This window comes from Janthinobacterium psychrotolerans (genome assembly GCF_001677885.1).
GTDB classification, from domain to species: Bacteria; Pseudomonadota; Gammaproteobacteria; order Burkholderiales; family Burkholderiaceae_D; genus Janthinobacterium; species Janthinobacterium psychrotolerans.
On record NZ_LOCQ01000053.1, the window covers coordinates 1 to 23,510 of the forward strand.

Genomic DNA, 23,510 nt, shown 5'->3' on the forward strand with positions numbered 1-23,510 from the left:
AGCCAAAAAGGAGAGAAATATCGACCCATCGTGACCGCACCGACTACAATTTAACCGCGTAACACCATCTCATGCGCAAGTGGGCACGATAGACCGGAATGGGTGGGCGCGTTCACCGAAATACGCACTATATCACTTCCAAAAGCTGTTTTGACGCTGTGCTAGTCGCTGCAAGCTGGCTTATGCATAGGTGGTCCAACTTTCAGAATAACTCCGTTGACAATGCATGAGGATCGTCTATGAGTTGGTTGACCACCAGAGCTTAGCGACTAGCTTTGGGAGTCAACCTGGTCACAAAATCCGCTTTGCTGGTCCAGAACTTTTCAAGTGACCACGATGACCGGGTTTCAGATACAACTTTCTTTCAACCTCACTCAGCCCACACGGACGTAAAGCAGAAGTGATGTGGCGTTGATGCTATGATTTTGGAGCAGAATCTGGTCAATCTGGTCACGAAGAAAAGCAGCCGGTTTTAACGGCCGCTTTTCAGACCAGCATGGTTGACCAAGTGGTCAAGGTAAAAGAATATTACAGGTCCGAATACGCCCGGCTCCCGTGGTCGCCCGGCTTTCGACAATCTCTCCTAACGAGTCGGGCAAACGTTTCCAGAACTTCGGCGATGCAACAGACAACATGCCGTTTTCCTTACACCAGCTAGCATAAGCCGTATAAACCGTTGACTTGGATGTAGCCGTAGTCGTCGTGCGTTCAATCGATGCTTCGCTTACCCAAGCGTGCACTGAATTTGTCTCTGTTCGAGCAGCCTGAGTTGCAGCGGTCATCGCAGACGGTAGTGCAGCTTCGAATCGGCCACGCTCCAGCAGGCGTTGAAGGCCCTCCAGCGCCCAGTTCAACACCCCCGTCAGCTCGTACATGATGATGCGATCGGCCAGCTTTGGGTCGCGTTCGCTGGCTGGAATCTCCACGCCGAATGGGACTATGTCGAACCGTCGCCAGAATCCATTTGATTGATCTTTCACCGATGGTACATGGTTCGCAAGAATGAGCCACTTCCCGATAATACGTGTCGTAATGGGGCTCTGGTACTTACGGTCGATCTGCACTGTTTCACCAGCAATCATTGATTTGATAGTTTGTTCGCACCAGTTCTGCGGAGGGGCCTCGTCGCAATAAATGAGTGACGCACCAAGTGTGACTGATGCTTGGAATCCATCTAGCTTACTGGGAGAGGCTGCGACAGCCCGGCCGTGGAGGGCCTGCACAATGTTCGCCAGCGTACCCTTGCCATTCGCCCCACTGCCAATCCAAATCTGGGCGAGTTGGAAGCGTGCATCGGGAAGTAAAGTGTAACCAATGTATTCCTGAACCCTGTTCCGTACTGCTGGGTCGGGTAAGATGCGCGTCAGCAAATTCTCAAACATTTTTGGTGTTGGCGCACTGGGCAAGTAATCACAACCGAGAGTGTGTCGGAGTCCAAGCTCCTTGTCATGTGACTTCAGCACCGGACTGCCATCGAGATGCAGATAGCCATTACCCACGGGGATGACGCTAATGTGAGTGGGTTCTTGGAGGGCAGGAAGCTGGATCAGTGCCGTTTGATGTGCCGCCTTGGCGTTGGCTGCGCTGGCGTTACTAATATCGCCGTCCTCAATAATCCAACTCAACGCCTTCCGCAAGGCGTCATCGTAGCTGACGATTTCCCAATGTTTGTCGTTCCACTTGAGAAAAAGGTTGTCTGAGGTAGCGAATTTACCAGAACGCGACAACTGCAACGCATAGCGGATGGGTTCAAAAGGAGGACGGCGGCTCATGCGAAGTCACTTTCACTGGCACTAACGCCAGGGTGATTCCAGCAGGCATCGACAAGACAGGCTTCAATTTTCTTCATTCTTTAGCTCCTGGTAGGCTACTACCACTGCCTCGACATGAGGTAGTGTTGCAGTGCTCTGAGGAGGTATACAGCCAGGATCGAAGATAAAAAGAGACGAGAATCCAAAGTTTGCGAAAACTCCTGTTAAATAAGGGAGTTAAATAAAATGCTCACAAAATGATCAAGGCCGATTTATGTATGCGGCCAGCGCCCCCCATTGGCACGCCGGGATCTGCTCGATCCGTTACAGCGGCAGGTAGGCGAGGTACTAGCTGGCGTCAATCCAGGCCAGCAGGCCCACGGCGACCATGCCGCCATTGATGACGGCGACTAGGATCGGCGCTGCCGTTGCCATCTCACAGGGACGGTAGGCTACTGCGGACGAACGTGGTAATGGCCGAGGAAACGTGCCGGCTCGACATTGAGCTGTTTACTAACGTCTTCGCCAATCTTAACCAATACAGCACCACCTTTGTTAGCTCATGGCAGTGCTCGATGCGCGGCAATTCAGCCAGCAGCGGCCGACTAAGGGCGTGGCGGCTTGCTCAGTGCCTGCTTGCGTGGTTCTTCACCGAAGTTCACCGCCGCCGCCAACCAGATCGCATCGGCCGACAATTGCATCATAGGGCACGTATCAGTTTAGCTAGCAGGCCGGCACGGCGCTGCCAAACTCAACGTCCAGTCGCGCTCGTTACGCAGGTCAATCGCGACCGCCATCGGCGGCGCAGGAGATACTTGCCAACTACTACCAGTATTATGCAAACCGCACTTTTCTTGGGCGACCGCGCTTGACGCGCTCTGGCTCGACTGCACTGGGCGAAGCATGCTTGATACGGCGATGCAATTCCACCTCCTCCCAGAGCAAAATCCCCCCGATCTTTTTCGGATTGGGAATCGCGCCTTGTTGCATATAGGTAGTGATGGTACGAACGGAAACACGCAGCACTTCGGCGACTTCCTTCTTGGTCAGGTACATATTTTCTCCCCAAATTGGAGTATAGGAAGAAAATTCGTGATGTACGTACGTTACAGGGAAGGCGCCATGTTGATCGCATCCGGGTTCTCTGCCAGCCGTGCCGCCATACGGCCTGAGTCCAAACGCAGGTAATGCTTTTCCAGGGTACGCATATCAGAATGTCCGGAAAACAAAACGACTTCATGCATCCTCAGCTGGCAAGTCTCTACAAGCCGACTAATCGCTTCGCGCCGGCAATCATGGAGCCGGGCATCATAAATTTCGGCCCTGTCAGCTGCATCGCGCCAACCATGACTAAGGTCAGTTGCAGGCATGGGAAAGATACGACCACTTTTTTGGGGGATCAGGTCTTGCAGAAGCTTTACAGCACCAGGCAGTAGCGGAACCTCTCTCGCATGAACCTTCGTCTTGGTAAGGAATCCAGGCTTTCTCAGGCGTACCACCATCCTCTGGAAGTCGACATCTTCCCATTGCAACGATACGATTTCACCACGACGCAATGACGTCAGTATCGAAAACAGAATGGCCGACTTCAAGGTCATGTCCTCGATACTGTTAAACACTTTCAGCAATTCATCATCCGATACGCGCCGATTACGGGGTTCTGCCGAGTCTGGAAGCTGCATCCGCATCAAGGAATGGGCTTGCCACCAAGCCCCATAGATAGGCCAACGGTTTTCTTTATTTAAGTATTTCGTCACCGACCGACGTAGCAGGTTCAGCTCATGCCGGGCGGTTTGGGTGCTGACAGGATAGATCGGCAGGCTTGGCACTTCCTTCCCCGCCTTTTTGCGCGCGTAACGCTGATGCTTTGTAAGCGGCTTTGCACCGTCGGAAGTGGACATGGTAGCCGCACGATTTGGATCGCGTCCGGAGCCCAATTTGCCGGCAAGGCGGCTCGCCTTCCATTTGTCGATGAGGGTCTCATCCAATTGATCGACAGTTCGCTCGCCAAACCATTTGCGCAGCCTTTCCAGACGCGATGCCTCTGCATCCTTGCCTGTAAGCTTTGGAAGGTCATTCTGTTGATACGAGTCGAACACGTCCGACAGTTTGATGGGAAGCGGGGCCTTGGGGGCATGTGGGAAACCGGAAGATGCCGACACAACATGGACCCGTTCTGGCGAGGCCAGTTCCTTGTTGGAGGCTCTACTTTCCAAGAGTTCTACTCGTCGGCGACGAGCCCAACGCGCGCCCTCATCCATTGTTGAGAAGGTTGCAGAATCTTGGAACGGAGGGACAACCACCTTGAAGCGGAGCGAGCCGCTCCGCTCTTCCACGTAGATATGCTTTTCCAGGCGACCGTTTTGTTTTTTTGACATGACGTAACTCCAGAGTTGTAGGAGTTACGTATAGGAAAAAATTGGCTGTCTCCGCGTACGCAAAATCAGGAAGGTTTCTACGGGATTTTTCCCAAAACTTTTCCCAAAAACGATTTGAAGCTAAGTTCCATTACGCTAATCTGCTTGAAAGGCGCATGAATGCTGGTGCGGCTGGCGGGGATCGAACCCACGACCCTTGGCTTCGGAGGCCAATACTCTATCCACTGAGCTACAGCCGCGTAGGGGGAATTTCTGAAGTGAAGCGAAGGATACCGTTTTTCTTTACCTGCGTCTACGGAAACTGTCGTATCGCTGGCAAATGCATGTCACTGCTCAATTTTTGTGCCTATAATCGGGGGTTGTATAAAGGTTTACATTGCGGCATGTAAAAATGCCAACATACATGGCCCACGGCTTTGAATCTGGACTAAGGACATCATGAGCGACGCACATAACGAACAACAATCAGCGATTAAAACGCCTAAACAACTGCTGGCCGCCGTCGCCGGCTTCTTTCTGATTACCGTCATCGGCATCATCCTGCTGGTGCAGTTTGTCACGGCCCAGAAGCTGACCGGCGAAGGCTCGGACAGCCAGTCGGCCGAGGCGATTGCCGAACGATTGAGTCCGGTGGCCAATACCGGCTTTACCTTCAAGGACGCCAGCGGCCCGAAAGTGCTGCAAAGCGCCGAAGCGGTGTACACCTCGACCTGCGTGGCCTGCCATGGCGCCGGCGTGGCCGGTGCGCCGAAGTTTGGCGATGCGGGCGCCTGGACGGCGCGCCTGGCGCAAGGCTATGACACGGTGCTGAAACACGCGCTCGAAGGCTTGCGCGCGATGCCGGCCAAGGGCGGCAATCCGGACCTGGACGACGTCGAAGTGGCGCGCGCGGTGGTCTACATGGCCAATGCCTCGGGCGGCAAGTTCAAGGAGCCGGAAGTGCCGGCGCCGGCCGCAGCCGCCGATGGCGCGGCACCGGCAGCCGAACCCGCATCAGCGCCAGCGCCAGCCAAGTAATACCGCTGCATGAAAAAACCACCGACGCTTGCCGGTGGTTTTTTTTCGTCCCTACACCTTGAAGGCGGAAACGATCTGCTCCAGCTTGCCGGCCTGTTCCTGCATCGAGTGGGCGGCAGCGGCGGCCTGTTCGACCAGCGCGGCGTTCTGCTGGGTGGCGTCGTCGAGCTGGGCGATGGCCTGGTTGACCTGGCCGATGCCGATATCCTGCTCCTGGCTGGCCAGCATGATTTCGCCGAGGATGGCGGCCACTTTGTCGGTGCCGGCGACGATCTCGCTCATGGTGGCGCCGGCCTGGCTGACCAGTTTGCTGCCGGCGTCGACGTTGTGCACCGATTCGGCGATCAGGGCGCCGATTTCCTTGGCCGCCTGGCTTGACCTCTGCGCCAGGTTGCGCACTTCGGAGGCGACCACCGCAAAGCCCCGGCCCTGTTCACCGGCACGCGCCGCTTCGACCGCCGCGTTCAGGGCCAGGATATTGGTCTGGAAGGCGATGCCGTCGATGACGCTGATGATGTCGACGATTTTCTTCGACGACGCTTCGATCGCGCCCATGGTCTGCACCACTTGCGTCACCACCGCGCCGCCTTGCGCGGCCACCTTGGAGGCGTCCAGCGCCAGCCGGTTGGCCTGGGTGCCGCTGCTGACGTTCTGCTTGACGGTGCTGGTCAGCTGCTCCATCGACGAGGCGGTTTCTTCCAGCGCGCTGGCCTGGCTTTCGGTGCGGCTCGACAAATCCTGGTTGCCGTTGGCGATCTCGCGCGAGGCCAGCGCGATCGAGCCGGTGCTGCGGCCGATTTCACCGATCATGGTTTGCAGCCGCCCGATAAAGCCGTTGAAGCTGGTGGCGACGGCGTCGAACTCGCTGCCGCCGCCGGCCGGCAGGCGCCGGCTCAGATCCGCGTCGCCAGCGGACAAGGCATCGATATTGTCCTTCAGGCCGCTCAAGCGCCCCATGAAAACGCGGATGCCGCCGACACACATCACGAACAGCAGGATGGCGACCGGGATCTGCACCGCGCCCAGCTTGCCCAGGATGCGGCGGCTTTGCTGGGTCAGCGTGCTGGTCGGCAAGGAGGTAGCCAGCAGCCACGGGCTGCCGGGAATGGCCGTGACCAGCATGGTGCGCGCTTCGCCGGCGCTGTCGTAATCCGATTCAATGCTGGTCTGTTTGTCCAGGGTCGGCAGCAGGCGCGCCAGTTCGGCCGCCATCGGCGAGGAGCCGGCCAGGTCCGCCACTTTTTTCAGTACGATATCGCTTTTGATATAGGTGCTGTTGCTGACGATCTTGCCGTCGCGTTCGACGATCAGGATCTGGCCATCGAGTTTTTTCTCCATGTCGGCCACCAGGCGGTTGAAAAAGCCCAAGGTGACGTCGATGGTCGACACGCCGAACAGCTGGTCGCCCTTGTAGATCGGCATGGCGCAATTGGTGCGCGGCTGCGGGCTGGCGTCGTCCTGGTAGGCATTGGCCCAGGTGCAATGGCCGCGCGGCGATTTGAGGCCGCCCAGGAACCAGCTTTGCTCGAAATATTTCAGCGACTCGGGCGAATTCCAGTGCGTGTTGAACACCAGCTTGTTGGCGCCATCACGCGCGACAAAGGTGGAAAATTTTTCGCGCCCCGGTTCGCGCTGGTTCGGCAAGGGCCAGATGCCGCCGCCAAACACGTTCGGGTCCGAATACTGGTCGACCAGGCCGGGCAGCACGACGTCGATGGTGGCGCTGTCGACCAGCGGGATGGTCTGGGTGATGCTGCGCGACTGGGCCTCGACCTGGCGCAATTGCTCGCCGATACGGGTGGCGATCGCATTCACGCTGGAAGCGACCACCAGCGACTCGGTGCGCTTCAAATCCGGCGTGACAAAGAAATGAATCACCGCCAGGGTCAGTCCCAGCAGCAGCAGGAAAATCAGGCTGAACAAGGCGGTAAAACGCGCCTGGCTGGTACGGAACAGATTGTTCAAGATAGGCCCCTTGAGCGTATGGATAAAAAGACGCCGGCGCCACCCGATGCGGCGCCATGCTTGAGCGAGGTATAGACTTTCCAACAAGCAAAGTCAATCCGCGAAAAATCAAGCTTGGCAAAAAAATATTCGTTTCCGACCGATTTACAACATGAAAAAAGCCGCCCGGCTGCAGACAGCGGGGCGGCTTCGAAGATTACCGTTCAGGCATTACCACATGATGACGCGCTCTTTCGGTGGCAGATACATCTTGTCGCCCGGTTTCACGCCGAAGGCCTGGTAGAAGCCCGGCTGGTTGCGCATGGTGCCGTTGGCGCGGAATTCGCCCGGCGAATGCGGGTCGGTTTTCAGCAGCACCAGTTGCTGCGCTTCACGCATCTTCATGCGCCATACCTGGGCAAAGCCCGCGTAGAAGCGCTGCTCGCCCGTGAAGCCGTCGATGACAGGGGCTTTCTTGCCGTTCAGCGACAATTTATAGGCCTTGTAAGCAATCGCCACGCCCGAGTTGTCGGCGATGTTTTCGCCCAGGGTCAGCTCGCCATTCACATGGTGGCCCTTGACCGGGCTGAAGCCGTTGTACTGCTTGACCAGTTGCGCGGTCTTGGCCGCGAAGTTCTTGTGGTCGGCCTTGGTCCACCAGTCGCGCAGATTGCCGTCGCCGTCGTACTGGGCGCCCTGGTCGTCGAAGCCGTGGCTGATTTCATGGCCGATCACGCCGCCGATGGCGCCGTAGTTGACAGCGTCGTCGGCCTTGGCGTCAAAGAACGGCGCTTGCAGGATGGCGGCCGGGAAGACGATTTCGTTCATTTCCGGGTTGTAATAGGCGTTCACGGTTTGCGGCGTCATGCCCCACTCGTCGCGGTCGATCGGCTGGCCCAGCTTGTTCAGTTCGCGGTTGTAGTTGACCAGGTGCGAGCGCTGGATATTGCCGATCAAATCGTCCGGCGCCACCGTCAGGTTCGAATAATCGCGCCATTTGTTCGGGTAGCCGATCTTGGTGGTGAACTTGGACAGCTTGATCTGTGCCTGCTTCTTGGTGACCGGGCTCATCCAATCAAGCTTGTCGATGCTCTGCTTGTAGGCCGTCATCAGGTTTTTCACCAGCGCTTCCATGCGCACCTTGCGGTCGGCCGGGAAATATTGTGCCACGTACAGCTGGCCGACGGCTTCGCCCAGCGCGCCTTCGACGGCGCCCACGCCACGCTTCCAGCGCGGACGCATTTCCGTCACGCCCGTCAGGGTGGTGCCGTAAAACGCGAAGTTTTCATCGACATAGGCTTTCGGCAGGTAGGCCGCGTTAGCGTGCAGCAAGTGCCACTGGAAATACGCTTTCCAGGTGTCGAGCGGGGTTTTGTCGGCAATCGCCGTGAAACCTTTCAGATAGCTGGGCTGGCTGACGATCACATAACCGACCTTGCCGGCAATGCCGGTGTCTGCCAGGTAGCGGTTCCAGTCGTAGCCGGGCGCCACTTCCGACAGTTTCGCCAGTTCCACCTTGTTGTAGGCTTTGACGGGGTCGCGGTTTTCGACATTGCTCCATTGCACGCGCGCCAGTTCCGTTTCCAGCGCCACGATGGCCTTGGCGTTGGCGGCGGCGTTCTTGTCGCCGGCCAGGCCCAGCATTTTTTCCACGTGGGCCGTGTACTTGGCCAGGGTGTCGGCCTTGGCCGCTTCCAGGTAGTAGTCGCGGTCCGGCAGGCCCAGGCCGCTTTGCACGATGTCGGCCACATACTTGGTCGAATCCTTGGCGTCCTGGTGGATGGCGAAATCGTACGGCGACGTCACGCCCAGTTTGCTGAAGTGGGCGATCACGGCCGGCAGTTCTTTTTTGTCCTGCAGCGCGGCGATCTTTGCCATTTCGGCGTTCAAGGGGCTCAGGCCCAGGCTTTCCAGCTTGGCTTCGTCCATGAAGCTGGCATAAAAGTCGCCGATTTTTTGTGCATTGGAACCCGGAGCGCGGGCCTTGTCGGCGGCCGCGCCTTCAACGATGCCGCGCAATTGCGTTTGCGTGTCATCGGCCAGCTTGGCGAAACTGCCCCAGCTCGACTTGTCGGCGGGAATCACGGTCTCGGCCAGCCATTTGCCGTTCAGGTGCTGGAACAGGTCATCCTGGACGCGCACGGCCGGGTCGATATATTCGATGGCAATGCCGGAGGCCAGGCCCGCAGGCGCGGTGGCGGCGGTGGCAGGCGCGGCTTTCTTGCTGGTATCGGCAGCGTTGGCCATGCCCGCGACGCCGGCCAGCAAACTCAAGGTCAATGCACTTAACAAATGTCGATTCACGGTAGTCCTTGTATTGGGTGGAATAGAAGGGTCAGAACGCCCTAGGCTTCTGGCCCGGTTTTCGACTGTAGCATACCGGTGGAAACGGTATAAAAAACTTTGCAGGGAATGCAAAAAGACCACGCGGGGTGGTCTTTTCTGTTGTTACAACATAACGCGCGATATTGTTGGCGGTGAATGTCGGATTACGCGCAAGCGCCAATCCGGCCTACGATGCTCCACAATTCACACGTCAGGTACGTAGGTCGGGTTAGCCCGTAGGGCGTAACCCGACAAAATGACGCCTACCAGATGATGACGCGGTTTTCAGGCGCCACATACATCTTGTCGCCCGGCTTCACGTCAAACGCTTCATAGAAGCCCGGCTGGTTGACCATGGTGCCGTTGGCGCGGTACTGGCCCGGCGAATGCGGGTCGGTCTTGATCTGCACGATCTGTTGCGCTTCGCGCATCTTGCTGCGCCAGACCTGGCCAAAGCCCATGTAGAAGCGCTGGTCGCCCGTCAGGCCGTCGATCACCGGCGCAGGTTTGCCGCCGAGCGAAATTTTATAGGCCTTGTAGGCGATCGCCACGCCGGAATTATCGGCGATGTTTTCGCCCAGGGTCAGCGCGCCGTTGACGTTGTAGCCCGGCAATGGGCTGTAGCCATCGTACTGTTTGGTCAGCGCATCGGCCTTGGCGGCGAAGTTCTTGCGGTCGGCCGGCGTCCACCAGTCGCGCAGGTTGCCATCGCCATCGGACTGGCTGCCCTTGTCGTCAAAACCGTGGCTGATTTCATGGCCGATCACGGCGCCAATCGCGCCATAGTTGACGGCGTCATCGGCGTTGGCGTCAAAGAACGGCGGCTGCAAAATGGATGCCGGGAACACGATTTCGTTCATGGTCGAGCTGTAATAGGCGTTCACGGTTTGCGGCGTCATGCCCCACTCTTCGCGGTCGATCGGTTTGCCCAGCTTGGCCACATTGCGTGCCGTGGCAAAGTTTGCCGCGCGCATCATGTTGCCGGCCAGGTCGTTGGAAGCGATCTGCAGCTTCGCATAATCGCGCCATTTGTTCGGGTAGGCGATCTTGGGCGTGAACTTGGCCAGCTTGGCTTGCGCTTCCTTCTTGGTCTCCGGGCTCATCCAGTCCAGGGTGTCGATGCTTTCCTTGTAGGCGGCCAGCACGTTTTTTACCAGTTCCTGCATGTGTTCCTTGCGCTCGGCCGGGAAGTATTGCGCCACGTACAGCTTGCCGACGGCTTCGCCCAGCACATTGTCGACGGCGGCCACGCCACGCTTCCAGCGCGGCTGGTTCTGCGTCACGCCGCTCAGCACGGTGCCATAGAAGCCAAAGCTCTCGTCGACGAAGTTCTTCGACAGATAGGCGGCATAGCTGCGCAGCAACTGCCACTCGAAATACGCTTTCACGGTATCGAGGTCGGCGCCAGCCAGTACCTTGCTGTAGCCGGCCAGGTAGCTCGGCTGGTTGACGATCACGTAATCGACCTTGTTGGCGATGCCGGCGGCGGCCAGGCCGCCTTTCAGGTCGTAGCCTGGCGTGAGCTCATTGACTTGGGCGATCGGCGTCTTGTTGTAGCGCTTGACGGGGTCGCGGTTGTCGACCTTGGTCCATTGCACTTCGGCCAGCGACGTTTCCAGGGCCACCACGGCCTTGGCGTGCGCGGCAGCATGCTTGTCGCCAGCCATGGCCAGCATCTTTTCCACGTGCGCCTGGTATTTTTCCTTCACGCCTGCCTGCTTGGCTTCCAGGTAATAGTCGCGGTCGGGCATGCCCAGGCCGCTCTGGCTCACGTAGGCGGCATACTTGGTCGATTCGCGCGCGTCCTGGCCCACATAGATGGCGTAGGGGGTAGCGATGCCATTCTTGCTCAGGTGGGCGATCAGGCCCGGCACGCCTTTCTTGTCGCGCAGCGAACGGATGCGGTTCAGCTCGCCTGCCAGCGGTCTCACGCCCAGCGCGTCGAGGCGGGCCTCATCCATGTAGCTGGTGTACAGGTCGCCGATCTTCTGCGCTTCGGAACCGGCCTTCTTGTTCTTGTCCTGCTGCGTCGCTTCGATAATGCCGCGCAGCTGCGGCGTGGTGTCGTCGCGCAGCTTGGCAAACGAGCCCCAGCTGGACTTGTCGGCCGGAATCTCGGTCGTGGCCAGCCACTTGCCGTTCAAATGGGTAAAGAAGTCGTCCTGCACGCGCACGGCCGGGTCGATGTATTGCACGTCGATGCCGGAGACAGGGTTGTGGGTGGGGGCGGCGTGGGCAAACGCAGCCAACAGGGTCAGGGTCAGGCTGCTCAAGAGATATCGTTTCACGAAAGTCCTTATGGGGCTGGTTGGGGCTGGTCAGAAAGAACGGGCGGATAGCCCGCCGCGCCGGGCGCGTCAAAGAATGTAGCACGCGCTCCCCGGCTTGACCACTCCGATGTGTTTTTATGCCCCTGTGAACCTCACATCCCCAAAACATTCAGGTTCGCGCCACCGCTGCCCACGCTGGCGCCCATGCCGCCTTTGCCACCACCCTTGCGTCCGCCCGGCTCGCCGCCTTCGCGTGCGCGCGGCTCGGCATGCGGCGCTGCAGCATCCATCACGCGCGCCATCTGGCCGGCGATAAACACGGCCACCGCCTGGCGCTGGCGTTCGTCGAGCGCATCATTGACGCTCAGCCACCAGTCGCGCAGCTGCTTTTCTTCGGCCAGGCTGACGGTGCTTTCATTGTCCATGCCGGCAACGAGCTCGCGCAGCTCGACACTGGGGGCGGCAAGCGCCTGCCGCACGCCGGCCTGCAGCCGTTCGCGGCGCGACTGCCGCTCGCGCAGCAGCTGGCGCGTTTTGCTCTCCACCTGCTGCCACAGGATTTGCTGATTGGCATTGAGCTTCAGTTCGGCCTTGAAGTCGGGCGCCATCGGCAGCAGGTCCTGCAGCCGCATCTCGGCGATCGGCACGGCCGAGGCGCTGGCGCCCGCCATGCCCAGCACCAGGGCGGCGCACAGGCGCAGGGCAGGCAGATTCATCAAGCTTGTCAGGGTGCTCACTTTGAATGCTCCGGATAAAAAAAAACCTGCGTCCGAAGACGCAGGCAAAACCACTTCGTGTCGAGAATGCGGATTGACTATAGGGCGGCCGGCTACCCTTTATTTCGACTCTTACAAATGCTTACTCCCCTCAAGAGTATCGCTACACGGCTGTACACAAGCGCTACATTTGGCAAGCTTGCGCGGCCCTTTTTGCGCCTACACTGCCATGACCTGCGCGCCTGCAGCGCCAGCGGTGATTCAGGACTATACTTTCAGAATGGCGCCGCTCCATGGGGACTGGCGCCGCGGCAGCACACAAGACGAAGGCAGAATTCATGGGCAAACTCAAAAATACCGGCTTGATCGGCCTGGGCGTGGTGGCGGGCATCGCCGTGTCGCTGCAGTTTTCGGCGATGGCGCAAAAAAGCGTCGAGCCGGCCTTGCCGCTCGAGGAGTTGCGCCAGCTGGCCGACGTGTTTGGCCTGATCAAGTCCGACTACGTGGAACCTGTGGAAGACAAGAAACTGCTGACGGAGGCCATTTCCGGCATGGTCGCCTCGCTCGACCCGCATTCGGCCTACCTGGACAAAAAAGCCTACGCCGAGCTGCGTGAAGGCTCGGAAGGCAAGTTCGTTGGCCTGGGCATTGAAATCGGCGTCAGCGACGACGGCTATATCAAGATCGTCTCGCCGATCGAGGATTCGCCGGCCTACCGCGCCGGCATCAAGGCCGGCGACCTGATCACGCGCCTCGATGGCCAGCCCGTGAAGGGCGTCAGCCTGGAAGACAGCGTCAAGCGCATGCGCGGCGAGCCCGGCACCAAGGTCACGCTGACCATCGCGCGCCAGGATGAACCGCAGCCGCTGTCATTCACCATCACGCGCGAGGAAATCCACCAGAAGAGCGTCAAGTCGAAAATGGTGGAACCGGGCTACGCCTGGCTGCGCGTGTCGCAGTTCCAGGAGCCGACAGTGGACGACCTGGCGGCACAGATCACGGCGCTGTACCAGCAAGATCCGCACATCAAGGGCATGGTGCTGGACCTGCGCAATGATCCGGGCGGCGTGCTGCAAGGCGCGATCGGCGTATCGGCGGCATTCCTGCCCAAGGACGCGGCCATCGTCTCGACCAATGGCCAGGTGGCCGAGTCAAAACAGGTGTTTTATGGCAGCCCCGAATACTACAGTTTCCGCTCCGAGGGCGATGCGCTGGCGAAACTGCCGGCGGCGGTGAAAAACGTGCCGCTGGTGGTGCTGGTCAACACAGGATCGGCCTCGGCCTCGGAAATCGTCGCCGGCGCCCTGCAAGACTACAAGCGCGCCACCATCATCGGCACGCAGACTTTCGGCAAGGGCTCGGTGCAGACCATCCGCCAGCTGACGGCCGACACCGCCGTCAAACTGACCACGGCCCGCTATTACACGCCGAAAGGGCGCTCGATCCAGGCGCGGGGCATCGTGCCCGACCTGCTGGTCGACGAAACGGCCGAAGGCGACGGCCTGAACAGTCTGCGCATGCGCGAAGCGGACTTGCAGAAGCACCTGAGCAACGACCGCGACAAGGAAAGCGCGAAGGCTGCGCCCGTCAACGACGAAATGGAAGAGCAACTGCGCATCATGGCGCTGGAAAAAAACAGCAAGCCGCTCGAATTTGGCAGCAAGGATGACTTCCAGCTGCTCCAGGCGCTGAACCATCTGAAGGGCTTGCCGGTCAAGCTGGCCAAGGCGGAGCCGGTGGTGGTGCAGGCGGATGTGAAAAAAGACTCAAAGAAATAATGACCTGCAAGGCAGGGCTTGCCCCTGCCTTTATTCCCTTCGCGCCGCCTCGCGCAAACTATCCCGCCCTTCCCCGCAACGAAACTGTCTCAAGCAGACCCTGTTTGTGTAAAATTTGCTTCACTTGTCGGCATCGCGCCGATTGCCAATTTGAAAGCGAATCCATGAAACAAGTCGTCATCAGCGGTACCGGCCTGTACACGCCGCCATTTTCGATCTCCAACGAAGAGCTGGTCGCCTGCTTCAATGCCTATGCGGAACAAGCCAATGCCGATAACGCCGAGGCGATCGCCGCCGGCACCGCGACGGCGCTGGAATTGTCGAGCGTGGCGTTCATCGAAAAGGCGTCCGGCATCAAGTCGCGCCATGTGATGGAAAAGGAAGGCATCCTCGATCCGGCGCGCATGGTCTCGCGCATTGCCGAGCGCGCTGACGACGAGATCTCGATCCAGGCGGAAATGGCGGTCGCCGCCGCACGCGACGCCCTGGCGCGCGCCGGGCGCACCGCCGCCGATATCGACATGGTGCTGGTGGCCTGCAGCAATATGCAGCGCGCCTACCCGGCGCTGGCGGTCGAAGTACAGGATGCGCTGGGCATCGACGGTTATGGTTTCGACATGAACGTGGCGTGCTCGTCGGCCACCTTCGGCATCCAGCAGGCGGTAGCGGCCGTGCAAAGCGGCCAGGCGCGCGCCGTGCTGGTGCTCAATCCTGAAATTACCAGCGGCCACCTGAACTGGCGCGACCGCGACAGCCACTTCATTTTTGGCGACGCCTGCACCGCCATCGTGGTCGAAGCGAAGGAAACGGCCGTCTCCGAACACCAGTTCGACATCATCGGCACGGAACTGAAAACCCGCTTCTCTAACGCCATTCGCAACAACTTCGGCTTCCTGAACCGTTTTGACGAGTCCGGCGTGGGCCAGGCCGACAAGCTGTTCCGCCAGCAAGGACGCAAGGTATTCAAGGAAGTGTGCCCGATGGCCGCCGAAATGATCAAGGCGACCCTGGCCAAGGCCGGCGTGGAAGTGCCGCAGGTGCGCCGCTACTGGCTGCACCAGGCCAACCTGAACATGAATTTGCTGATCGCGCGCCTGGTCCTGGGCCGCGACGCCGAACCGGGCGAGGCGCCGGTGATCCTCGACACCTATGCCAATACCTCGTCAGCCGGCTCCATTATTGCCTTCCATAAACATCAAGACGATCTGGAAACAGGCGCCCTGGGCGTGATCTGCTCGTTCGGCGCCGGCTACTCGATCGGCTGCGTGGTGGTGCGCAAGGTCTGAACCAGCGTGGCTTGAAAAACACCCGATCACTGCAATTGGGTGCAGTTCCAGGTGGATAGGCATGCGTTCGCGGCCACCTGGACGAAGATAAAGCGCAAGTTTTTTGCGATAAAGCCGCAGGAAATGCTCCGGAGCGGGCTTTCCAGCGTTTATACTTGGTCGCTGAGCAACATCTTCTTCTGTCCGCCCTCATAAGGAACCCCAAACGCATGCCCCACGACATCAGTCTGATCACCACCATTGCCGCCGCCCTCGGGGTTGGCCTCGTTTTTGGCTTCATTGCCGCCCGCATGAAGCTGCCGGCCCTGGTCGGCTACCTGGCCGCCGGCATCGTCATCGGACCGGCCACGCCCGGTTTCGTGGCCGATGCGCAGATTGCCGGGCAACTGGCGGAGATCGGTGTGATGCTGATGATGTTCGGGGTCGGCCTGCATTTTTCCATCGAGGATTTATGGGATGTGCGCAAAATCGCCCTGCCCGGCGCCGTCTTGCAGATCGCCGTCGCCACGGCGATGGGCATGGGCCTGGCCCACTGGTGGGGTTGGAGCCTTGGTGGCGGCCTGATCTTTGGCCTGGCCTTGTCCGTGGCCAGTACCGTGGTGCTGCTGCGCGCGCTCGAGGAGCGCGGCATCCTCGACTCCCTGAATGGCCGCATCGCCGTCGGCTGGCTGGTGGTGGAAGACCTGGTGACGGTGCTGGTGCTGGTGCTGCTGCCGGCGTTTGCGGGCGCGTTGGGCGGTACGGTCGCGCCCGGTTCGGAAGAAGTCAGCCTGTGGCGCACGCTGGCCATTACCCTGGGCCAGGTGGCCGGTTTCATCATCTTCATGCTGGTGGTCGGCCGCAAATTGTTCCCGTGGATCTTGTGGCAGGTGGCGCGCACCGGCTCGCGCGAACTGTTCACCCTGTGCGTGATCGCCGCCGCCGTCGGCATCGCCTATGCGTCGACCAAGCTGTTCGGCGTGTCGTTTGCGCTGGGCGCCTTCTTTGCCGGCATGGTGTTGCGCGAGTCGGAACTGAGCCACCGCGCCGCCGAAGAATCGTTGCCGCTGCGCGATGCGTTCGCCGTGCTGTTCTTTGTGTCGGTCGGCATGCTGTTCGAGCCCAATATCCTGATCGAAAAGCCGCTGCAGGTGCTGGCCGTGTGCGCCATCATTATCTTCGGCAAGTCGATTGCCGCCTTTTTGCTGGTGATGGCGCTGCGTTATCCGCCGAAGACGGCCATTATCGTCTCGGCCAGCCTGGCGCAGATAGGCGAGTTCTCGTTTATCCTGGCCGCGCTGGGCCTGTCGCTGGGCCTGATGCCGCAGGAAGGCCAGAGCCTGATCCTGGCCGGCGCGATTTTGTCGATCGCGCTCAACCCGGTGGTGTTCAGCATGGCCAAGCCGCTGCTGCGCGTGATCGGCAACAGCGATTTTGCGCGCAAGTTCGAACGCACCAATGACCCGCTGGCCGAGCTGCCGATGACGGTGCCACAGGAAAAACTGCATGGCCAGATCGTGCTGGTGGGCTACGGCCGCGTGGGCCGCCGCATCGCGGCCGCGCTGATGGAGCGCGGCATCCACTTCGTGGTGGCCGAGGAAAACCGCGACATCGTCGACCAGCTGCGCAAGGACGGCATTCCCGCCGTGGCCGGCAACGCGGGCGAGCCGGCCGTGCTGATCCAGGCCCATATCACGCACGCCACCATGCTGGTGATCGCCACGCCGGACACCTTCCACGTGCGCGCCATGATCGAAACGGCGCGCGCGCTGAATCCGGGTATTTTGACCGTGGTGCGTACCCACAGCGAGGAAGAAGCCGAACTGCTGCGCGCGGAAAACGCCGGCAAGGTGTTTATCGGCGAACACGAACTGGCCAACGGCATGATCGACCATGTGCTGCACAGTTTTGATGGGGAAAACAAAGGCCACGGCCATTGAGATGGCCCGGCGCGGTTTGACGTTCTTACAACCGCGCCGCCAATGCCGCCCCTTCCCGTATCGCCCGCTTCGCGTCGAGCTCGGCCGCCAGCGCGGCGCCGCCGATCACATGAAAGCGCGGGCCGCCCTGCGCACCCGGCGCCGGCATCAGTTCCACCAGGCTGTCCTGCCCCGCGCAGATGATCACGTTGTCGACCGCCAGCAGGCGCGGCACGCCACCGATGGTGATATGCAAGCCCTGCTCGTCAATCTTGTCATACGTCACGCCGGCCAGCATGCACACGCCGTTCCTGGCCAGCGCGGCGCGGTGCACCCAGCCGGAGGTCTTGCCCAGGCCTGCGCCGACCTTGCTGGCCTTGCGCTGCAACAGGAATAGTTGCCGTACCGGCTCGGCCGGCTGCGCCGGCGCCAGGCTGCCGCCGGTGGCCGCATTCAGGTCCACGCCCCACTCCCCGGCCCAGGCGGCAATGGGCTGCGGCAGCGGGTGCGCCGGGTCGTGCAGCAGGTATTCGCTGACGTCAAAGCCGATGCCGCCGGCGCCGATCACCGCCACGCGCTGGCCGACAGGGGCCTTGTCCCGCAGCACGTCCAGGTAGGTGAGCACGCTGGGGTGGCTGATGCCGGGAATGGCTGGCAGGCGCACCTTGATGCCGGTGGCGACAATCACCTCGTCAAAGCCGCCGGCCAGCAATTGCTCGCGCGTGAGGCGCTGGCCCAGGCGCACGTCGACGTTCAGCAGCGCCAGCCGGCGTTCAAAGTAGCGGATGGTTTCGGCGAATTCTTCCTTGCCGGGAATCTGCATGGCGACCCTGAACTGGCCGCCGACCCTGGGCGCGGCGTCGAACAGGGTCACCTGGTGGCCGCATTCGGCAGCCACGGTGGCGGCCGACAGGCCGGCCGGGCCGGCGCCCACCACCGCCACTTTTTTCGGTACCGCTTTTTTGGCGTACACCAGCTCCGTTTCATGGCAGGCGCGCGGATTGACCAGGCAGCTGGCGCGTTTATTCGCAAACGTATGGTCCAGGCAGGCCTGGTTGCAGGCTATGCAGGTATTGATTTCGTCGCTGCGGCCAGCGGCCGCTTTGGCCACGAAATCCGGATCGGCCAGGAAGGGGCGCGCCATCGACACCAGGTCGCAGTCGCCGCGCGCCAGGATGGCGTCCGCCTCCTGCGGCATGTTGATGCGGTTCGAGGCCACCACGGGGATGCCCACCTCGCGGCGCAGGCGCCCGGCCACGCTGGCAAAGGCGGCGCGCGGCACCGAGGTGACGATGGTCGGCACGCGCGCCTCGTGCCAGCCGTAGCCGCTGTTGAGGATGGTCACGCCAGCCTGTTCCAGCGCCTTGGCCACCGTCACCACCTCGTCCCAGGTATTGCCGCCTTCGACCAGGTCGAGCAGCGAATGGCGGTACATGATGATGAAGTCGCGCCCGACGGCGGCGCGGATGCGGCGCACGATCTCGACGGCCAGGCGCATGCGGTTGGCGATCTCGCCGCCCCACCTGTCGGTGCGCAGATTGGTGCGCGCGCACAAGAACTGGTTCAGCAGATAGCCTTCGCTGCCCATCACTTCGACGCCGTCGTAGCCGGCCTGCTGTGCCAGGCGCGCGCAGCGCACATAGGCGCTAATGGTGCATTCGATGCCGCGCTCGGTCAGTGCGCGCGGACGAAACGGCGATATCGGCGATTTCTTGCTGGACGCCGACACCACGAAGGGCTGGTAGCCGTAGCGGCCCGCGTGCAGGATCTGCATGACGATCTTGCCGCCTTCTTCGTGCACGGCACGCGTGACCTTGCGGTGGTTGAACACGTCGCCGATAAAATTCAGGGTGCCGCCAAACGGCAGCAGCCAGCCTTGCCGGTTCGGCGAAATGCCGCCCGTGACGATCAGCCCCACCCCGCCCCTGGCCCGCTCGCGGTAAAAGGCGGCCAGCTTGCCATAATGATAAAAACGGTCTTCCAGGCCCGTGTGCATGGAACCCATGATGACGCGGTTGCGCAAGGTGGTAAAGCCCAGGTCGAGCGGGGCCAGCAGGTGGGGATAGGTGCTCATGTCAGGCCCGGTGAAAGGGACGTGCGGCGGCGACGTCCAGCAGGCGTACGGTAGCAAGCATTGCGGACGCGCGCAGCGCTTTTCTGTAGACCGGGGATTCTAAATATGTACGCAAGCGCACCTTGGCGCCGCGCGCAGCTTGTGCCGGACGACAGTTTCCCGTAGGCTAGCCTGATGATGCGACTTTATTTTTGCCTGCTGCTGCTGTGCACCGCGCCCTGGTCGGCGCCAGCGCTGGCACAGGCGCCGCGCCTGGACACGGCGCGCCTGAAAGTGGAGGTCAGGCGGGTCGAGGTCGACGCCGAGCGCATGTATGAAGTCAACGCCACTGCCGTGGTGCAGGCGGCGCCGGCGGTGGTCTGGAAAACCCTGACCGGCTACGAGCGCATGAGCGAATTCGTGCCCGACCTCAGTTCCTGCCGGGTGCTGTCGCGCAACGGCAATGACGTGGTGATCGAGCAGCAGGGCACGGCCCGCTTCCTGTTCATGAACCACCCGATCCACCTGGTGGTGCGGGCCACGGAAACGCCGATGACGGCGATCGACATCGATTTGATTTCAGGCGACATGCGCCACTATGAATCGCGCTGGGCCTTGACGCCCATGCCCGAGACGGGCGGCACGCGCATCGTCTTTTCCAGCCGGCTGATGCCGGGCTTCTATGTGCCCGGCATGCTGGGCACGACCATGATACGCGGCGATATCGAGCGCATGATGGGCGCGGTGATGGCACGCATCGACAGCCAGCCGGCGCCGCCACCAGCAAAATAATCAGGCCAGGTAAGTATCCTTGTCGCGGATCTCGGCGTAGTTTTCCAGGTTGCCCAGCTTTACCGTGACCGGGTTCAGGCTGGCCTGCGGCTGCATCGAGCGCCAGGCGAACAGCCACTCCTGCTCCACCGCCTCTTCGCGCGTCTTGGTGAATGCCGCGCCCAGGGCGGCGCGCTGGCCGTATTCGACCAGGCCGTCGATGCCTGCCCAGCTGGGCAGGGTGCGCTGCACGGCGCGGTGCAGGCGCTCGCCGAATTCTTCGGTGTTATGGATGATCAGGCAGCTGTCGGCCGGCGCGAACAGGTCGAACAGTTTTTTGTCCCACACTTGTGAAAAACTCAGGGTAAGGCAGTTGCCGGCCGGGGTCAGGCGAAACTGGCCCAGGCTCAGCGCCAGTTCGAGTTCGCTGCGCTGGCCGTAGCGGTGCAAGGTGGGGGGGCGTTGGTAATCGTGCATGCTGAGACTCAATCTTCAAATAGGGGAATGGCAGGACCGGCGCGCGGCACTCAGCGCGGCGGACGGATATGGCGCCGGATGCGCTGGGCGGTAGCGGCAAGATAAATCTCGCGCAGCAGGTAAGTGAAACAGCCGATCAGGCAGATCACGGCCAGCACAAAAAACACGGCGATGTATTTATCGAGCGTCAGGTTCAGAATATCGCCCAAAAACAGCATGGCGATAATGATGCAGACGAAGAAACCGCATGCCGTGCTGAGGGAAATCGAGTAATTGATCAGATGGGTGCGCCGGTACAGAGTATCGAGCTCGTCCATGTAAAAGTCGTTATAGCCGATATCGAGCCGGTCTTCCAGCACGCGCGTGCGGTCGATGATGCGGCCCAGGCGGTTGGTCAGCACCACCAGCATGGTGCCGATGCCGGTCAGCAGGAATACAGGCGCAATCGCCAGCTGGATAATGTGGCCAATGTCGCCGATCTGTATGTTCATGGATAAAGGGGTTGGTTCACGCTGGCGCCGACACCGGCGCCGGTACAGGTGCTAGTGTAGCAGGCGCGGGCGGTGCCAAGGTAGGGGGCCGCGCCCGTGCCGGCTATACGAAGCCGCGGCCCGGCTGGAAACGTTGCGTGGCGTTCACCAGCGCCGAGGCGATGCCGCGTTCCAGCGCGCCGTGACCGGCGTCCGGGATCATCTCGAGCTGCGAACCGGGCCAGGCCTGGTGCAAACGGTACGCCGACAGCGGCGGGCAGATGGCGTCGTAGCGGCCCTGCACGATCACGGCCGGCAGATGCGCGATGCGCTGCAACTGCCGGATCAGCTGGTCTTCCTCGAGAAAGCCCAGGTTGGCCATATAGTGCGATTCGAGCCGGCCCACGCCCAGGTCCAGCGCATCGTTGGGGCTATCCTCCGGCTGCGGCATCAGGTAGACGCGGCGCCCTTCGAAGCGGCTCCAGGCGCGCGCGGCAGGCCAGTACACCTCGGGGTCGCCGCTGAGGATGCGTTTAACGTAGGCGGCCAGCAGGTCGCCGCGCTCGCCTTCGGGAATCAGGGCGGCAAATTCGTCGTACAATTCCGGATAAAACCAGCGCACGCCTTCGATAAACCAGTCGATCTCGGCCTGGGTACACAAGAAAATGCCGCGCAGCACAAAACCGAGGCAGGCTTCCGGATGGGCTTCGCCATAGGCCAGCGCCAGGGTCGAGCCCCAAGAGCCGCCGAACACCAGCCACTGCTCAATGCCGAACTGGGCGCGCAGCTGTTCGATGTCGTCGATCAGCAGTTGCGTGGTGTTGTTGCGCCATTCGCCCAGCGGCGTGGACTTGCCGGCGCCGCGCTGGTCGAACAGGATCACGCGGTAGCGCTGCGGATCGAAGAAGCGGCGATGCTGCGGCGACAGGCCGGCGCCGGGCCCGCCATGCAGAAACAGCACCGGAATGCCGTCCGGGTTGCCGCACTCTTCCCAATAAATGGTGTGCAAGTCATCGACGGCCAGCATGCCATGCCGGTTCGGCAACAAGGCGGGAAAAAGAGGGGACAGGGATTCGGACATGGCGGTACTCATCAGGATGGACAGGGTTCAGGCCAGCGGCAGGGGCAGGCGGTTCGACGACTTGATTTCGCGCATCGACAGGCTGGACTGGATTTCCGCCACGCCGGGCAAACGGCGCAAGACGTTGGAGACAAACTCGCCATACGCTTCCAGGTCGCGCGCCACCACTTGCAAGAAATAATCGGCTTCCCCCGCCACATTGTGGCACGACAAAATTTCAGGAATCGACATGATGGCCTGCTCGAACTGCGACGGCTGTTCATTGCCATGGTTGGCAAACACGATACGCACAAAAGCAACCAGGCCGATGCCCAGCTTCTTGCGGTTGATCAGCGCCTGGTAGCCGGTAATAAAACCTTCTTCTTCCAGCCGGCGCAAGCGGCGCCAGACCGGCGTTTCACTGAGCTTGAGGCGATCGGCCAGGCGCGCATTGGACAATCGCCCTTCTTCCTGCAACAGCCTGAGTATATGCAAATCAGTGGCATCCAGGCTTACTTCTGAAATTTTCATCTATTTATTGTTTTATTACGGGTGGAATCCACCCAGATACTAGAACATGGCAGGCAGGAATAGCAAGCACATTTCAAGCGGGCAAGAAGATAATGACACGCTGCGCGCACCGCTGCCGGTGCCGCTCTATCTCATTGAATGCTTGCCGCCGCCATGTCCGATTCTACCTTTTTGATGTACCTGCTGGCACTGGCCGGCGCGTTTTTGTTGCCAGGCCCCGACATGGCGCTGGTGCTGGCGACGGGTGCGGCGCGCGGCGTGGCCACGGCCCTGGTCACCGCGCTGGGCATTGCCGGCGCGCGCGCCATGCATGTGGCCCTGTCCGGCGCGGGCCTGGCGGCATTGATGGTCACCCATCCGGAAGCCTTGCAGTGGGTCAAATGGGCCGGCGCCGCCTATCTGTTCTACCTGGCGGCGCGGCTGCTGCAAGCGGCGCTGTCCAGGCGTGATGCCGAGGAAACGGCGGCGCCGGCCACCGCGCACAGCGCGCGCGCCAGTTTGGTGCGCGGTTTTCTCACCAATTTGCTCAATCCCAAGGCGCTGCTGTTTTGCAGCATGTTCCTGCCGCAGTTCGTGGTCGCCAATGGCGAGCGCATGGGCTTGCAATACCTGCGCCTGGGCGCCGCCCTGGTGCTGGTCGGCCTGCTGTTCGACGCCGTGTATGCCGTGCTGGCCGCGCGCCTGGCGCGGCGCATGCGCGGCAAGCCTTCGCCCTATGGCAAGTTCGTGCTGCCGACCGTGTTTGTGCTGCTGGCGGGGCGGCTGGTGACGGGTTGAGCGCATGC

At 60.9% G+C, this 23,510-nt stretch carries 18 protein-coding genes, 1 tRNA gene and 1 pseudogene; 6 read left to right on the forward strand and 14 right to left on the reverse strand.

Annotated features, from left to right (window positions below; all coding sequences use genetic code 11):
* Positions 1–512 precede the first annotated feature (512 nt).
* From ASR47_RS10700 to ASR47_RS10710, 5 genes and pseudogenes are all read right to left on the reverse strand, one after another.
* Entirely contained in the window at positions 513–1,772 is a 1,260-nt protein-coding gene (locus tag ASR47_RS10700) for a DNA primase family protein (protein ID WP_065307769.1), read from the reverse strand.
* 330 nt (positions 1,773–2,102) lie between these two features.
* A pseudogene (locus tag ASR47_RS28340) lies at positions 2,103–2,290 on the reverse strand (IS66 family transposase); the annotation flags it as partial.
* A 295-nt stretch (positions 2,291–2,585) separates the two neighbouring features.
* On the reverse strand, positions 2,586–2,807 hold the full coding sequence (locus ASR47_RS26990) for a helix-turn-helix transcriptional regulator (RefSeq protein ID WP_150127759.1): 222 nt from the start codon (positions 2,805–2,807) through the stop codon (positions 2,586–2,588).
* A gap of 50 nt (positions 2,808–2,857) precedes the next feature.
* Positions 2,858–4,129 carry a site-specific integrase gene (locus ASR47_RS10705; RefSeq protein WP_065307770.1) on the reverse strand — a complete coding sequence of 424 codons (1,272 nt, stop codon included), beginning with the start codon at positions 4,127–4,129 and terminating at the stop codon, positions 2,858–2,860.
* Between the two features lie 163 nt (positions 4,130–4,292).
* Positions 4,293–4,368: transfer RNA gene (locus ASR47_RS10710), tRNA-Arg, on the reverse strand.
* 199 nt (positions 4,369–4,567) lie between these two features.
* Here ASR47_RS10710 and ASR47_RS10715 point away from each other — a divergent pair.
* Positions 4,568–5,146 carry a c-type cytochrome gene (locus tag ASR47_RS10715; protein WP_065307771.1) on the forward strand — a complete coding sequence of 193 codons (579 nt, stop codon included), beginning with the start codon at positions 4,568–4,570 and terminating at the stop codon, positions 5,144–5,146.
* 51 nt (positions 5,147–5,197) lie between these two features.
* Here the strand turns inward: ASR47_RS10715 and ASR47_RS10720 are convergent, their stop codons facing one another.
* From ASR47_RS10720 to ASR47_RS10735, 4 genes are all read right to left on the reverse strand, one after another.
* Complete coding sequence (locus ASR47_RS10720; protein ID WP_065307945.1) at positions 5,198–7,102, reverse strand: methyl-accepting chemotaxis protein; 1,905 nt, start codon at positions 7,100–7,102, stop codon at positions 5,198–5,200.
* Between the two features lie 219 nt (positions 7,103–7,321).
* Positions 7,322–9,394, reverse strand: coding sequence for a M13 family metallopeptidase (locus ASR47_RS10725; protein ID WP_065307772.1), 2,073 nt, complete (start codon positions 9,392–9,394; stop codon positions 7,322–7,324).
* A gap of 284 nt (positions 9,395–9,678) precedes the next feature.
* A complete protein-coding gene (locus ASR47_RS10730) occupies positions 9,679–11,703 on the reverse strand; it encodes a M13 family metallopeptidase (RefSeq protein ID WP_065307773.1) in 2,025 nt (674 codons plus the stop codon).
* A 134-nt stretch (positions 11,704–11,837) separates the two neighbouring features.
* Positions 11,838–12,422, reverse strand: a complete 585-nt coding sequence (locus ASR47_RS10735; RefSeq protein ID WP_245714323.1) for a hypothetical protein — start codon at positions 12,420–12,422, stop codon at positions 11,838–11,840.
* Between the two features lie 317 nt (positions 12,423–12,739).
* Here ASR47_RS10735 and ASR47_RS10740 point away from each other — a divergent pair, with 317 nt between their 5' ends.
* The 3 genes from ASR47_RS10740 to ASR47_RS10750 all read left to right on the forward strand — a co-directional run bounded on the left by ASR47_RS10740 (position 12,740) and on the right by ASR47_RS10750 (position 17,384).
* Positions 12,740–14,179, forward strand: a complete 1,440-nt coding sequence (locus ASR47_RS10740) for a S41 family peptidase (RefSeq protein ID WP_065307775.1) — start codon at positions 12,740–12,742, stop codon at positions 14,177–14,179.
* Positions 14,180–14,343: 164 nt separating this feature from the next.
* Positions 14,344–15,465, forward strand: coding sequence for a beta-ketoacyl-ACP synthase III (locus ASR47_RS10745; protein ID WP_065307776.1), 1,122 nt, complete (start codon positions 14,344–14,346; stop codon positions 15,463–15,465).
* Between the two features lie 209 nt (positions 15,466–15,674).
* Positions 15,675–17,384 carry a cation:proton antiporter domain-containing protein gene (locus ASR47_RS10750; protein WP_065307777.1) on the forward strand — a complete coding sequence of 570 codons (1,710 nt, stop codon included), beginning with the start codon at positions 15,675–15,677 and terminating at the stop codon, positions 17,382–17,384.
* A 25-nt stretch (positions 17,385–17,409) separates the two neighbouring features.
* On the opposite strand, the gene ASR47_RS10755 is transcribed toward ASR47_RS10750, so the two are convergent.
* Positions 17,410–19,437: an NADPH-dependent 2,4-dienoyl-CoA reductase gene (locus ASR47_RS10755; RefSeq protein ID WP_065307778.1), complete on the reverse strand. Its 2,028-nt coding sequence runs from the start codon at positions 19,435–19,437 to the stop codon at positions 17,410–17,412.
* A gap of 174 nt (positions 19,438–19,611) precedes the next feature.
* On the opposite strand from ASR47_RS10755, the gene ASR47_RS10760 reads away from it, so the two are divergent.
* Complete coding sequence (locus tag ASR47_RS10760; RefSeq protein ID WP_245714324.1) at positions 19,612–20,208, forward strand: SRPBCC family protein; 597 nt, start codon at positions 19,612–19,614, stop codon at positions 20,206–20,208.
* Here ASR47_RS10760 and ASR47_RS10765 read toward each other — a convergent pair whose 3' ends face one another.
* The 4 genes from ASR47_RS10765 to ASR47_RS10780 all read right to left on the reverse strand — a co-directional run bounded on the left by ASR47_RS10765 (position 20,209) and on the right by ASR47_RS10780 (position 22,725).
* Positions 20,209–20,664, reverse strand: a complete 456-nt coding sequence (locus ASR47_RS10765) for a hypothetical protein (RefSeq protein WP_065307779.1) — start codon at positions 20,662–20,664, stop codon at positions 20,209–20,211.
* Positions 20,665–20,714: 50 nt separating this feature from the next.
* Positions 20,715–21,155, reverse strand: coding sequence for a DUF2721 domain-containing protein (locus ASR47_RS10770; protein WP_065307780.1), 441 nt, complete (start codon positions 21,153–21,155; stop codon positions 20,715–20,717).
* 103 nt (positions 21,156–21,258) lie between these two features.
* A complete protein-coding gene (gene pip / locus ASR47_RS10775; protein ID WP_065307947.1) occupies positions 21,259–22,215 on the reverse strand; it encodes a prolyl aminopeptidase in 957 nt (318 codons plus the stop codon).
* A 27-nt stretch (positions 22,216–22,242) separates the two neighbouring features.
* Positions 22,243–22,725 (reverse strand): Lrp/AsnC family transcriptional regulator, encoded by a 483-nt coding sequence (locus ASR47_RS10780; RefSeq protein ID WP_065307781.1) that lies wholly within the window; start codon positions 22,723–22,725, stop codon positions 22,243–22,245.
* Between the two features lie 153 nt (positions 22,726–22,878).
* Between ASR47_RS10780 and ASR47_RS10785 the strand changes: the two genes are divergently transcribed.
* The gene (locus ASR47_RS10785; protein WP_245714325.1) at positions 22,879–23,502 is read left to right on the forward strand and encodes a LysE family translocator; all 624 of its coding nucleotides are present in this window, start codon (positions 22,879–22,881) and stop codon (positions 23,500–23,502) included.
* The last annotated feature ends 8 nt before the right edge of the window (positions 23,503–23,510 follow it).

Excerpts from the sequence above, each read along its gene's own strand:
- ASR47_RS10700 (WP_065307769.1), bottom strand. The coding sequence starts at position 1,772 with ATGAGCCGCCGTCCTCCTTTTGAACCCATCCGCTATGCGTTGCAGTTG.
- ASR47_RS26990 (WP_150127759.1), bottom strand. The coding sequence starts at position 2,807 with ATGTACCTGACCAAGAAGGAAGTCGCCGAAGTGCTGCGTGTTTCCGTT.
- ASR47_RS10705 (WP_065307770.1), bottom strand. The coding sequence starts at position 4,129 with ATGTCAAAAAAACAAAACGGTCGCCTGGAAAAGCATATCTACGTGGAA.
- ASR47_RS10715 (WP_065307771.1), top strand. The coding sequence starts at position 4,568 with ATGAGCGACGCACATAACGAACAACAATCAGCGATTAAAACGCCTAAA.
- ASR47_RS10740 (WP_065307775.1), top strand. The coding sequence starts at position 12,740 with ATGGGCAAACTCAAAAATACCGGCTTGATCGGCCTGGGCGTGGTGGCG.
- ASR47_RS10745 (WP_065307776.1), top strand. The coding sequence starts at position 14,344 with ATGAAACAAGTCGTCATCAGCGGTACCGGCCTGTACACGCCGCCATTT.
- ASR47_RS10750 (WP_065307777.1), top strand. The coding sequence starts at position 15,675 with ATGCCCCACGACATCAGTCTGATCACCACCATTGCCGCCGCCCTCGGG.
- ASR47_RS10755 (WP_065307778.1), bottom strand. The coding sequence starts at position 19,437 with ATGAGCACCTATCCCCACCTGCTGGCCCCGCTCGACCTGGGCTTTACC.
- ASR47_RS10760 (WP_245714324.1), top strand. The coding sequence starts at position 19,612 with ATGATGCGACTTTATTTTTGCCTGCTGCTGCTGTGCACCGCGCCCTGG.
- ASR47_RS10765 (WP_065307779.1), bottom strand. The coding sequence starts at position 20,664 with ATGCACGATTACCAACGCCCCCCCACCTTGCACCGCTACGGCCAGCGC.
- ASR47_RS10770 (WP_065307780.1), bottom strand. The coding sequence starts at position 21,155 with ATGAACATACAGATCGGCGACATTGGCCACATTATCCAGCTGGCGATT.
- pip (WP_065307947.1), bottom strand. The coding sequence starts at position 22,215 with ATGTCCGAATCCCTGTCCCCTCTTTTTCCCGCCTTGTTGCCGAACCGG.
- ASR47_RS10780 (WP_065307781.1), bottom strand. The coding sequence starts at position 22,725 with ATGAAAATTTCAGAAGTAAGCCTGGATGCCACTGATTTGCATATACTC.
- ASR47_RS10785 (WP_245714325.1), top strand. The coding sequence starts at position 22,879 with ATGTCCGATTCTACCTTTTTGATGTACCTGCTGGCACTGGCCGGCGCG.